This is a genomic window from Paenibacillus pectinilyticus (assembly GCF_001700435.1).
GTDB lineage: Bacteria > Bacillota > Bacilli > Paenibacillales > NBRC-103111 > Paenibacillus_E > Paenibacillus_E pectinilyticus.
The window spans coordinates 1019665-1031570 of the sequence record NZ_LYPC01000027.1 but is presented as its reverse complement, the minus strand read 5'-3'; the positions used below and the strand labels follow the sequence as shown (position 1 = coordinate 1031570).

Sequence of the window (11906 nt, the reverse complement as noted above, 5' to 3'; positions counted from 1 at the left end):
TGTGCAAACGATCATGCCATGCCACAATAAGACTATCAAAAGGACCGTTCTATCGGAGGAAAGCATGCTTTTTGTCCTAATTGCTCTATGGATCATCGCCCTAGGTCTACTCATTGTCGACCCTGGCTCGCGTACGATGCGCTGGATGAGCGCAATTGCTTTTACAGGCGGGGCCGGAGCCTTAGCAGCCGTCATATCGGCAGACATTATCCCCTATTTTGATCATTCGGCAGCTTCAACGTCTCTTCACAACCTAGCTTTCCGTGTCATGAGTATCTGTTCATTACTCTCTTACTATGGATTACCTTATTCATTCGCGATGCTCGCATTAGCTTACCAAACATCGTGGCAACAACGGTTCATACGAACATGGCTACCATTTGCAATGCTATTGCCTCTACTTATAAGTTTCTTAATTTCTCCTCCTTACACGGAGGATATGCCGATCGATTTCCCTGTTGTCGCTTCATGGGCTTTCCCTTATATTTTCATTGGAGCTCTTCTGATTATATTTAAAAAAGAACATTTACCCGCGATGAAACGCACCCATTTCTTCACGTGTCTCGCACTACTTCCGCCAATTCTAAGTGTAGGCGTTCTCAATTATGTCATGCCTAGCTTTGGGTTTTATCGTTTATGGATTTATCATGTTTGGATTCTCGCTTTTGTGGTGCCTTTTTTTATATTTACTTTTTTCAAATATGGTTTTATGGGGATCCGGCTGCTCATCGAGCGACGCAAGCTAGATTCAACGCTACGTGCGATTACGTCTGGTACAGCGATCCTCAACCACGCTATCAAAAATGATGTAGGGAAAATGCGCTTATTTTTAGAAAAAATGAAGCAGCATGCTATAGACACTCAGCAAATGGAGCTCATTCAAGACATTCATGTCGTGATGAACGCCTCCTCACACATTCGTGACATGATTAGCCGTGTACACGAGCAAACACAGGAGCTTCCGCTTCGTCTTTCTGAGGTGTATGTCCAACAACTTATTGCGGATGTCTTAGAACCACTCGAAGTATCCTTACAGTCCATTCATGTAAGTCAACAGCTTCCGGACAATCTCACACTCTCGCTTGATCACTTGCAGGTCACAGAAACCTTAACGAACATCGTGATGAATGCCATTGAAGCGATGCCGGGTGGCGGAGAGCTGACCATCAAAGCTTTTACAAGCAAGAAAAATATCGTGCTTGAAATCAAGGATACCGGTATGGGTATGGAGAAATCCGTCCTACGGCAAGCTATGGAACCCTTTTACACAACCAAAAGCGGCAAAACCAACAACTTTGGTCTCGGTCTTGCTTATTGTTATAGTGTGATGAAAAAACACGGGGGCAGCTTGGAAATGAGTAGTGAACCAGGCATTGGAACGCGTGTTTACCTTACATTTCCGGGACCACGGAAAAACTAGAGATAGAGATTGAGGGGAATATACGTGATGGAATCTATTCGCATATGCATTGTAGAAGACGATCTCGATTGGCTGCGCGGCCTCACCGATTATCTGAACCGTCAAGTCGATCTGACTGTCGTGGATAGCCGTTCAACGGCTATAGAGGCGCGTGAATTGTTTATGACGACAGCGCCTGCTGCAGATGTAGTGTTGATGGATATCATGCTGCAAGATGAACCAGCCGGTATTGGACTCGTGGAGCAAGCCTTCCTATCGTGGGGCGCTAAAGTGATCATGCTTACCTCCATGGAGGAGAAAGACTTTATATTCCGCTCCTTTCAGGCAGGGGCAATCGACTATCAGATCAAATCGCGATTCGAAGAACTGCCTGCTATCATTCGCGCGGTACATGCGCGCCAATCCTCGATCAACGCCGCGGTCGCTGAACAAATGCGCGAGGAATTCCGCAGACTCAAGCGGCTGGAGCAGCAATTCAAGATGAAAGAGGTGCGTGATCTCATCACACCGACTGAGCTTCAAGTCCTAGATATGATTGATCAAGGACATACGCAAACGGAGATTGCGAATCGTTTCTTTATCTCATTGCGCACGGTCAAAATACATGTGGGCCACATTTTGAAAAAACTCGGAAGTCCAAGCAGCAAAGACGCTGCTCAACAGTTAAGAAACCTCGGATTTTTTGAACGAGGCTCAGGGTCAGGTTTGGGAGCTAATCTTTTAAACACGGACAAAGAAAAAAGAAACGATAGTGATAACGATAAAAAAAGTGAGAAATCCAATTAATGGATATCTCGCTTTTTAAATCTTCCACCCTTGACATCATGGATATTACCCACCGCAAGAAAGGCTTTAGGGTCCAGCTCATCCACGATGGATTTGAGCTTCGCTTCTTCGAGCCTCGTAATGACGCAGAAGATCACTTTTTTATTATCCCCAGAGAAGCCGCCTTCGCCCTCTAGATACGTTACGCCACGCCCTAAGCGATCTAGGATAGCTTCCCCAATCTGTCTGAAGCTGTCACTAATAATCCATACGGATTTCGATTCGTCGAAGCCTTCAATCGTGACATCAATCATTTTATAAGCAATGAAATAGGCAATTAACGAATACATTGCACGATCCCATGTGTAGACAAAACCTGCACTTCCAAGAATAAATAAGTTGAAAAACATCACGATTTCGCCGACGGAAAATGGAATTTTTTTGGAAACGAGTATCGCAATAATCTCCGTTCCGTCCAAAGAACCTCCAAACCGGATGACCATCCCAACACCAATCCCAAGGATTATGCCTCCGAATACCGCAGCTAGCAAGGGATCATTGGTCAGCTCCTTCACAGGGTGCAACAACGCAGTTCCAGCAGACATGACTAAAATAGCGAATAGCGTAGATAAGGCGAACGTTTTACCAATCAATTTATATCCGATAAATAAGAACGGAATATTTAATAAGGTCAAGAATACCCCAATTTGCACATGTGACAAATAGGATAAAATAATCGAAATTCCTGTTATGCCCCCGTCAATAATGCGATTTGGGACCAAGAAGATTTCTAACCCAACTGACATCAGTACGGCTCCAATGAATAAGAACAATCCTCGTCGAAAGAAAGCACTTTTGGTCATTTTCCGATGTTGAAGATGCATTGCTGCTTCTCTTTTTAGTTGCATTTGTTCCTTAGCCATATGAGAGTCCCCCCTACCATTTCTTCTCTTTATAAATATTCTTGATATATCCACCTTTTTCCTGCCTGCGATCTATTTTTTCATAGAGATACCATCGAATAATGTCGAAAGGCATGATATAATATCTGATGATCCAGGTCTTTTACAATATCTTTATACAGGAGTAATTTATGAAACAACACATTGAGCGATTGTTAGTATTAATCCGGCGTAGACTGCCTATCCTGCTACTTGCTATCATCCCTGTACTTATCATGGAAATTCTAAGCCGCGGGAACTATTTGGACCCGTTGACATGGAGTTATAAGCATGTACTTGAATTGCTTTTCAACGAATGGATCGTCGTAAGTCTTCTGTTATTTTTCATCGCTATTATCGGGCGAACAAGAATTGCCTACTGGGTAATCTCTGCATTTCTCATCATTCTTGCCCTTATTAGCGGCGTCAAGCTCAAAATTTTAGGCGTACCTTTAACACCCTGGGACCTTGTTGTAGCGGGTGAAGCGTCTGATATGGTCAAATATGTGACCAACATCCTGACATTCAATGTGCTTTCCGTTATTATTTTATTCCTTGCGGGGAGTTACCTCCTACTGTACCGTACAACCATGTTTATTAAAAAAGTGAACTTAAAAGAACGAGGAATTCTTGCTGGAATCGCAATTGTCATGTTTTTGGCTGTTTACACCGATCTACCGCTGCCTGTTCAGAAATGGTTCGGTATTGAAGCCGCTGTATGGAATCAAGCTCAAAACACAAACACAAATGGCTACGCGCTTGCCACCGTTCTAAATACGAGAGCTATGTTTTCGGACAAACGCGATGGCTATGATGATAAAGCCGTTGAGGCTATTGTGAATTCGTCTCCGAAACCACCGGTTAAAGCTGGCGATACGACACCGATTAAACCGAATGTTATTGTCATTTTAAGCGAAGCTTTCTGGGATCCGACCGTTATTCCAGGTGCGAAGTTCAGTAAAGATCCGATCCCTTTCTTCCATCAACTTCAGAAGTCTGGAACCAGTGGAACGATGTTGTCCCCGCAATACGGCGGCGGTACAGCTAATGTGGAATTCGAAGTACTTACAGGTAATTCGATGCGCTTCTTACCGCAAGGGTCTGTAGCTTATAATCAGTATATTTCAAATGAAGTTGATTCCTTAGCCAGTATTTATGCGCGTCAGGGCTATACTTCTACGGCGATTAGTCCGTTTTATAACTGGTATTTCAACAGTAACAAAATTTATCAGGATTTCGGTTTCTCGAAATACATTCCAATTGAATATTTTAAACCTAATTACTCCGGTCCCTATATTGCAGACAGCGAAGTTGCTGCTAACATTATTCGTACAACGGAGCAAAGCCCAGGCTCTGATTTCGTGTTCGCGAATACTATGGAAAATCATTTCCATTACTATCCAGGCAAGTTCCCGAAGAACACGTTTGATGTAACAGGCGACTTCTCCCCTTCCTCTGTTGGGATGCTAGAAACGCTTGCGCAAGGAATCAACGGTTCAGATCGCATGCTGCAAGAATTAGTTGAATACTACCAGAAAAAAGGCGAGCCTACGATTATTGCCTTCTGGGGAGATCATTTACCTGCTCTTGGTGATGATTATGCTACATATATTGATACCAAATATATTAGCGGCAAAGATGATCCTGATTTCTTGAAAAAAATGTACAGCGTACCGCTCGTCGTGTGGAACAATTTCGACACCACACATAAAGATAATTTGAATATTAGCCCTTCTTTCCTAGGACCTTATTTAATTGAATTATCGAAGCAACAAGGAAATTACTATACGAACTTCTTAAGCGCATTAGCCAAAAAGTATCCGATCATTCCTCCTAAAGATCATTTCCAAGAAATGAACATTAAAGAGGAGGATCTGAAGGATTACGAAACATTACAATATGATATTCTTTTCGGAGATCGTCACGCGTATAAGAATTATTTAACTCCTATCATCGATCCTAAATATAGGCTAGGCTATGGTCCGATTACCTTGGATAGCGTCAAGTCAGATTCGCAAGATATTTCTGGACGCACCAGCTTGACTCTAACTGTGCATGGCACCAATCTTCCACCTTTAGGTTATGTCACTTTAAATGGTAAAGCCGTTCCTACGACGTGGATAGATGATCATACCGCTACAGCTTTGGTTGAAGGTAATCTGCTCAAAACAGGACTTTGGGACATTCAATTCACTGTAAAAGACTCCAAAGAAACGATTCTAGGCAAATCCAACTCGGTTTCCATTGATATTGGCGGCCGTTAATAGGTAAATCAATAGCCCCTTATTCTCTCCATAGGATAAGGGGTTATTTGTTGTCATGCTTACTTACAGTTTCTAATACGTAGCCACTCGGTCACACGCAAAAACAGCTCATCCCTCAGGGATGAGCTGTTTCTATAATATCTTAAACCTTACAGGTTAATGATTTTACCAGTTGCTTCGGATTCGAATGCAGCAAGAATGACTTTCAATGCGTTGTAACCTTCTTCACCAGAAATACGAGGAGGTTGATTATTCACAAGGCAAGAAATGAATTCGTCAATAACACCACTAGATGTTTGTTTTTCATTCGTTGCTACTTGACCCACTTTATAACGTTCTACCGTACCGTCACGAAGCTCCACGATAACTTGATCGTTTGGATCCGTATCGATTTTCATAACGCCATTCTCGCACCATAGAACTGTGGAGTTGTCTTGGCCTTTGTAATATGTCCAGCTCGCCACTAGTGAACCTGTAGCACCGCTTTTCATGCGAAGCAAGCAAGTTGCGTTATCGTCAATATCTGTTCCTTCTTTGTGAAGCGTCCCTACGAATGCTGCTACTTGAGCAACTTCGTCAGCCAGCAACCAACGGATCAAGTCAGACTTGTGTACGCCAAGATCGCCCATTGCGCCCATAAGAGCTTCTTCTTTACGGAAGAACCAGCTCTCACGACCGTCTACGCTCCAACCTTCTGGACCTGGATGACCAAAAGATGTGCGGAACGTAAGGACTTTCCCAAGTTTTCCTGTTTCCAAGATTTCTTTCGCTTTTACGTGAGGAGGCATCAAACGTTGGTTGTGACCTACCATTAAGAAAACGCCATTTTTCTTAGCAGCTTCAATCATCGCCTCGGACTCAGCAGCTGTCGTAGCCATAGGCTTCTCAACTAGCACATGAGCGCCAGCGTTTGCCGCGGCAATAGAAATTTCAGCGTGCAGATAGTTCGGTGTACATACGCTAACAGCATCAACTTTCTCAGCTTTCAACATATCAACGTAGTTGCTGTAAGCTTTACCGCCATGAAGCTGTGCGTAGTGCTCCGCTCTTTCGATGATCGGATCTACGAATGCAACAAGTTCTACATTTGAATTTGTTGCGTATTCCGGGATATGTCTATGTTTCGAAATGGAACCACAGCCAATGACGGCTACTTTAATTTTACTCATGTGATAAATGCTCCTTCAATTATAAAATAATAAATTAATTATGAACGTTTAGGTAATGCTCTTTCACCCAGTTGAAGCTGTTTTCAATGCTTGTTAAAGGCGGTTTCTGGCAGTTATCTTGTTCAACAACAAGCCATTCAACACCAGCTTGCTCAGCTGCAACAATCACTTTATCTAAAGGAACATCGCCAAGACCCAATTCCAACGTAACTAGCTTGCCCTCAGCATCCTTAGTGAAATCTTTGAAATGAAGTAATGGAAGACGACCTGCGTATTTCGCAATGTAAGCAAGCGGATCTTGCCCTGCATATTGAACCCAACAAACGTCCATTTCAACTTTGATAGCATCATTGTTTGCATACATCGCATCGAATACAAACTCGTCTTCCACTTTGTAATGGAATTCGAAATCGTGGTTGTGATAAAGGAATTGAAGTCCTTGTTTTTGCGTCTCTTCTGCAAGTTTCTGACATTCTGCAATAAGAGCTTTCCATTGGTCAACGGATTCACGCTCTTCTGCACCTACATAAGGGCAAATGGCGTATGTAGCGCCGATTGTTTTCAAGTAGTCGATTTCACCTTGAAAATTATCACGGAAATTTTGCAAACTAACGTGACTTCCGAATGCTTTCAAGCCAAGCTCGTCTAAAAGTCCTTTAAGCTGTTCAGCAGGCATACCAAAATAGCCAGCGAACTCTACGCCTTCATATCCTAACTTCGCCACATGACGAAGCGTACCTTCCATATCACGTGCCATATCATCTCTTAATGTGTACAATTGAAGACCAATTCCTAAACGTCCCATTTGTTCTCCTCTTTTCTCATAGTGAAATCGAAAATGTATTTATGGCATTAGTATAAACGAGCATAGCCTATTATGACCATTCACGATATAATTAAAACATATCTTATTTGGCTACGAAAGGCGAAACTTCATGGATGCAGAGCTAATAACTTGTGGGTATTCTTTTCATATGGATCCGTTTTATGTCAGCACAAAATCGGGACTCCCGTCTTATCTTTTTCGATTACAAACGGAGGGAACCTGTGAGGCCCTCGTAGACGGCCGTATGATCCCGATTGAAGCCGGACACTTACTCTTATTCAAAGCCGGCGATCCTTACGAGCTGCGCATTGAAAGAGAGGACACAGCAGCGGATCAGAAAATTGCTAGCGGTGATTATTACTTATTTTGTAAAGGAGCTTGGATCGACGCCTGGTGGAAACGCAGTACCAAACCAACTTGTATGCGCATTGATCTCGATCCTCGATTAATCTCCTTATGGCGCCAGTTAACACTAGAGAAGCGCCGCATGGAGGAGGAGAATGTTGAGCTGAGCGGCTACCTCCTTCAAGCATTATGCCTCTCCCTAGAACGCGCCGCGACGGAAACCGTCTCCTTACAAGGGCGACCGTTCACAGGAACTAGGATGAAACGATTTATAGAAGCCCATGCAACCGCAGCGTTCAAAATTGAAGATGTCGCGGATCATGTTGGACTTAGTATCTCCCGCGCTGTGCATCTCTTCAAAGAATATTTTGGTAAAACGATGATTCAATATGCGACAGAGGTACGTCTATCCAGCGCTGTTGAGCGTATGCACGATAGTTCTATGTCTTTGGAACAAATTGCCCTAAGCTGCGGATTTGGTTCCTATCCTTACTTTCATCGCGCATTTAAACAACGCTTTGGCACAACACCCAAGACGTATCGCCAAAACATGCAAGACGCTTAATTGCAGGGATTTCACACAATATTCAATTTTTCTGCCAAGAGTATGAAACATTTTCTCTACCTAAATCGTATTATCTATATATGAACATACATAGCAATCTCGTATTTGTCTTAAAATTGTAAAACTATTTTAAGGTTCTATTAATAATATTCCGATATGCTATTACTATATCCAATTCTTAGGATGGTGGAACTGATGAAAATGTTTATTACGATTCATAACAAACCCGTACCGGTCTACTCCGATGAGAAAAATAAAAAAAAGTTCAACTTACTCAAATCTGCGCTTGAAGCGAAAGTAACAAAGGGCAGAGCAACACTTAAGAAATGTTTAGATTCGATCATCTCCATCGAGATCGTAGGCTGTGAAGCGATTCTTCATTCTTTGAATGAACGGGACTCGCTAGCTCTATCACTCTATTAAAAAAGGCGTGAAATCCTTTTGGGATTTCACGCCTTTTTTCTCATTTATAAGTATTTCTGTTCCACAATGTTTAAGTGATGCTGAGCATGTCCTGCTATCACATAAGCAATCGCGCGGGCAGAAATGGCATATGTATTCGCCGTCCCTTTCCGTGTCCATGCCTCCGTTGAAATGGTAGGTAAAAGTGCGAGAGTAGCCTTGCGGACAGCTTGGAAATCTTGAAGCAGAGCCTCCATAGCAACTTCGTCGAAGGTGGTATTCGCGATGAACAGGTCCTGATCGAAGCCTGGTAAGTCCGTGGTATCGCCACGGGCAATGCGAAGCAATCTGTAACTCATAATCCGCTCTGTATCAGTGATATGAGCCAATACTTCTTTCAGACTCCACTTTCGAGGAGCATAACGAGAGAGCGCTTGTTCTTCACTCAATTGTGAAAATACAGCCACTATGGCTTTTTCTTGACTGTTCAAAAAAGCGACATAATCCCCATCGGGAACCAACCCGATATACCCCGTATAATAGGACGAAAATTCTTCATTGCCTGGACGCTGTAACATGTTCGACAAGTCTCCCTTCCTCTAAAACGAAAATGGTTTGAATTTCTCTATCATATCGTAAAAAAAGCCAAAAATGAACCATTGTTTAATAAAAAGTACCTATCGCTCGCAAGAAGCAATCTTCTGTGGTATCTACAAGAGTTGTGTGAGAGAGTTGGATATAGTATGAGGCTAGACAATAAAAAATAGCAGCTTGTCAGGTGTAGATTTATTTTGAATTGTTGTAGATGTTGTAGATACAACAGAATTGATGTTCCTCCAATGGAGCGAGCCTTAACTTGGCGGGAGTGCTGGGTTGAACAGTAACAAAAAGCCCAACTTTTCTGCAAAAGAAAAGTTGGGCTTTTTGACGTTTATTGTGGCTTGGCCTCAAGCAGCCAAATTTTGCTTTCGAAGTCGCTATGCAGACCAGCGACGGATAAACCGGCGTACAACAGGTGGTCGCCGGCGAACGTGCCTTCGGACCCTTCGATTTGATAATCGAAGTCAGGGTTGAGTCCTTTGAGCCGCAGTGTCTTAAGCGGCGCATATGGCTGAGCAAGGACGCGGATGAAGACGACCATCGCTTGCGTCTTGTCTTCGGAGACGATCATCCAAGCCGTATCATTCCCTTCGAACGGGCTCAACAGGCGATACATATCGCCGAACTGAACTAACGGTCGAATTTTCTTATAATCGGCAACCTGCGCTTTGACGATTTCTTTTTCTTCATCGGTGAACTTCGTGAGATCCAGCTCATAGCCGAAGTTGCCAGACATCGCAACATGACCGCGCGTTTCGAGCGATGTTGTACGATGAACTTGGTGGTTAGGCACCGCAGATACATGGGAGCCCATAGAGCTAACAGGGTACACGATGCTAGTACCGTATTGGATTTTCAGACGGCAGACGGCATCGGTGTTGTCACTTGTCCACGTTTGCGGCATGTAGTGCAACATACCTGGATCAAACCGTCCACCGCCGCCGGAACAGCTTTCGAACAAAATATGCGGATATTCGGACGTGATCTTCTCCAAAACGTCATACAACCCAAGGATATAGCGATGTGCCGTTTCTCTTTGGCGCTCAGACGGTAATGAAGCAGATCCAATCTCTGTCATGTTCCGATTCATATCCCATTTCACATAGGTAATCGGAGCACTGCTTAGTATGTTTCGCAGCATGCCCATTACGCCTTCACGCACATCTTCACGGGAGAAATCTAAAATGAGCTGTCCACGACCTTCTGTGCGACGACGATCCGGTACATGCAGGCACCAATCCGGGTGATTGCGATACAGGTCGCTCTCGGGCGACACCATCTCTGGTTCAAACCACAGACCAAATTCAAGTCCTAGGTTATTCACTCGCTCTACCAAATCTTCAATGCCGCCAGGCAGTTTTACCTTATCGACAACCCAGTCACCTAGAGACGTTGTGTCATCATTTCTTTTGCCAAACCATCCATCATCCAGTACGAATAGTTCAATGCCAAGCTCTTTGCCGGCACGAGCAATGCTTTCGATTTTATCCGCGTTAAAATTGAAATACGTCGCTTCCCAGTTGTTGACCAACACAGGACGCACTTGATCACGATACTCACCACGGCAAAGTCTCGTACGGTACAGACGATGGTAGGCTCTGGACATCTCGCCAAGCCCATTGCTGGAGTAAACCATCACGACTTCTGGCGTTTGGAATTGCTGACCTGGCTCTAACAGCCAGCTGAAATCAAAGGGATTAATCCCCATATAAACACGAGCCGTTGCAAAAGGATCCACTTCCGCGTGAGCCGCGAAATTCCCACTGTACACGAGGTTGAATCCGTACACATCACCATGATCCTCGTTAGCCTCTTTGGACAACAGGGCAACGAATGGGTTATGGGAATGGCTGCTTGAACCGCGGCGGCTTTCTACCGTCAATTTGCCTGGGGCCAATGCTCTTCTTTCGATGTGTCGCTCACGCGCCCAACTGCCGGATAGTTGTAAAAGGTCCCAATCCGCATGGGCATAGTCGAGGCTCATACTTAAAGCACGAAGAAGTTTCAGATCTGCTGAACCTTCATTGATAAAGCGAACGGAACGGGTAATTGCCGCGTGATTGGCGAAAATCGTATAAGAAAGTATGGCACGCAAGCCAGCTAGCTTGTCCACGAGTTCAATTTCCAGGGTTTCCGCTTCGTGATCGGCTTCTACATACGTAGATGGTAAGCCTTCAAGCCCTGGCTTTCCTTGCACGATGCGGTGCTTGTCATAGACAAGTTCTGTAATCGTCGAACCATTCGGAAGTGCCACTTGGTAAGCTGGCTCGCGGAAATCACTTGTCCCATAAGCAGGAAATTCCTGAGGTAGGGTATCCAGTGAAAACACACGGTTTTTCGTATCCGGATTCGGTGAAAAAGACGCTCTTTCGGTATATTGAATAATCGAACCAAGTTGACCAGATCTTATTGGACGGCCCCAATATGCGTGGGCAAGATACGTAGAGTGCACGATCTGGAGCACATAGCTCATATGCTTGTTTTGTAAATGAAAAATACCTTGTGTTGGTTCAAATGAAATCGACATTTAAAATCCCTCCTATCGTCTATTATCTTATCCCAAGAGACAAGAAACTATGGAGATTATGCACCTACATATGGAGGAATGT

Annotated in this window: 10 protein-coding genes; 5 read left to right on the top strand and 5 right to left on the bottom strand. The window is 43.9% G+C overall.

Going from position 1 to position 11906, the window contains the following annotated elements; all coding sequences use genetic code 11:
* The first annotated feature begins 64 nt into the window (after window positions 1-64).
* Entirely contained in the window at window positions 65-1420 is a 1356-nt protein-coding gene (locus A8709_RS26120) for a sensor histidine kinase (protein WP_065856647.1), read from the top strand.
* Between the two features lie 27 nt (window positions 1421-1447).
* On the top strand, window positions 1448-2206 hold the full coding sequence (locus A8709_RS26115; RefSeq protein ID WP_065856645.1) for a response regulator transcription factor: 759 nt from the start codon (window positions 1448-1450) through the stop codon (window positions 2204-2206).
* Here the strand turns inward: A8709_RS26115 and A8709_RS26110 are convergent.
* Entirely contained in the window at window positions 2203-3069 is an 867-nt protein-coding gene (locus A8709_RS26110) for a YitT family protein (RefSeq protein WP_065857392.1), read from the bottom strand. The genes A8709_RS26115 and A8709_RS26110 overlap by 4 nt on opposite strands.
* A 209-nt stretch (window positions 3070-3278) precedes the next feature.
* Between A8709_RS26110 and A8709_RS26105 the strand changes: the two genes are divergently transcribed.
* The gene (locus tag A8709_RS26105) at window positions 3279-5390 is read left to right on the top strand and encodes an LTA synthase family protein (RefSeq protein WP_084225443.1); all 2112 of its coding nucleotides are present in this window, start codon (window positions 3279-3281) and stop codon (window positions 5388-5390) included.
* 149 nt (window positions 5391-5539) lie between these two features.
* Here the strand turns inward: A8709_RS26105 and A8709_RS26100 are convergent, their stop codons facing one another.
* A complete protein-coding gene (locus tag A8709_RS26100) occupies window positions 5540-6559 on the bottom strand; it encodes a Gfo/Idh/MocA family protein (protein WP_065856644.1) in 1020 nt (339 codons plus the stop codon).
* Window positions 6560-6593: 34 nt separating this feature from the next.
* Window positions 6594-7364 carry a sugar phosphate isomerase/epimerase family protein gene (locus tag A8709_RS26095; RefSeq protein ID WP_065856642.1) on the bottom strand — a complete coding sequence of 257 codons (771 nt, stop codon included), beginning with the start codon at window positions 7362-7364 and terminating at the stop codon, window positions 6594-6596.
* 169 nt (window positions 7365-7533) lie between these two features.
* On the opposite strand from A8709_RS26095, the gene A8709_RS26090 reads away from it, so the two are divergent.
* Both A8709_RS26090 and A8709_RS26085 read left to right on the top strand, forming a co-directional pair.
* Complete coding sequence (locus tag A8709_RS26090) at window positions 7534-8295, top strand: AraC family transcriptional regulator (protein ID WP_341833440.1); 762 nt, start codon at window positions 7534-7536, stop codon at window positions 8293-8295.
* Between the two features lie 195 nt (window positions 8296-8490).
* Window positions 8491-8718: a hypothetical protein gene (locus A8709_RS26085; RefSeq protein WP_028554145.1), complete on the top strand. Its 228-nt coding sequence runs from the start codon at window positions 8491-8493 to the stop codon at window positions 8716-8718.
* Window positions 8719-8762: 44 nt separating this feature from the next.
* Here A8709_RS26085 and A8709_RS26080 read toward each other — a convergent pair whose 3' ends face one another.
* Both A8709_RS26080 and A8709_RS26075 read right to left on the bottom strand, forming a co-directional pair.
* Complete coding sequence (locus tag A8709_RS26080) at window positions 8763-9275, bottom strand: DinB family protein (RefSeq protein ID WP_065856638.1); 513 nt, start codon at window positions 9273-9275, stop codon at window positions 8763-8765.
* Between the two features lie 353 nt (window positions 9276-9628).
* Window positions 9629-11824 (bottom strand): alpha-galactosidase, encoded by a 2196-nt coding sequence (locus A8709_RS26075; RefSeq protein ID WP_065856635.1) that lies wholly within the window; start codon window positions 11822-11824, stop codon window positions 9629-9631.
* Window positions 11825-11906 lie beyond the last annotated feature (82 nt).

Coding starts and splice junctions, on each gene's coding strand:
- A8709_RS26095 (WP_065856642.1), bottom strand. CDS start 7,364: ATGGGACGTTTAGGAATTGGTCTTCAATTGTACACATTAAGAGATGAT.
- A8709_RS26100 (WP_065856644.1), bottom strand. CDS start 6,559: ATGAGTAAAATTAAAGTAGCCGTCATTGGCTGTGGTTCCATTTCGAAA.
- A8709_RS26090 (WP_341833440.1), top strand. CDS start 7,534: ATGGATCCGTTTTATGTCAGCACAAAATCGGGACTCCCGTCTTATCTT.
- A8709_RS26075 (WP_065856635.1), bottom strand. CDS start 11,824: ATGTCGATTTCATTTGAACCAACACAAGGTATTTTTCATTTACAAAAC.
- A8709_RS26120 (WP_065856647.1), top strand. CDS start 65: ATGCTTTTTGTCCTAATTGCTCTATGGATCATCGCCCTAGGTCTACTC.
- A8709_RS26080 (WP_065856638.1), bottom strand. CDS start 9,275: ATGTTACAGCGTCCAGGCAATGAAGAATTTTCGTCCTATTATACGGGG.
- A8709_RS26085 (WP_028554145.1), top strand. CDS start 8,491: ATGAAAATGTTTATTACGATTCATAACAAACCCGTACCGGTCTACTCC.
- A8709_RS26110 (WP_065857392.1), bottom strand. CDS start 3,069: ATGCATCTTCAACATCGGAAAATGACCAAAAGTGCTTTCTTTCGACGA.
- A8709_RS26115 (WP_065856645.1), top strand. CDS start 1,448: ATGGAATCTATTCGCATATGCATTGTAGAAGACGATCTCGATTGGCTG.
- A8709_RS26105 (WP_084225443.1), top strand. CDS start 3,279: ATGAAACAACACATTGAGCGATTGTTAGTATTAATCCGGCGTAGACTG.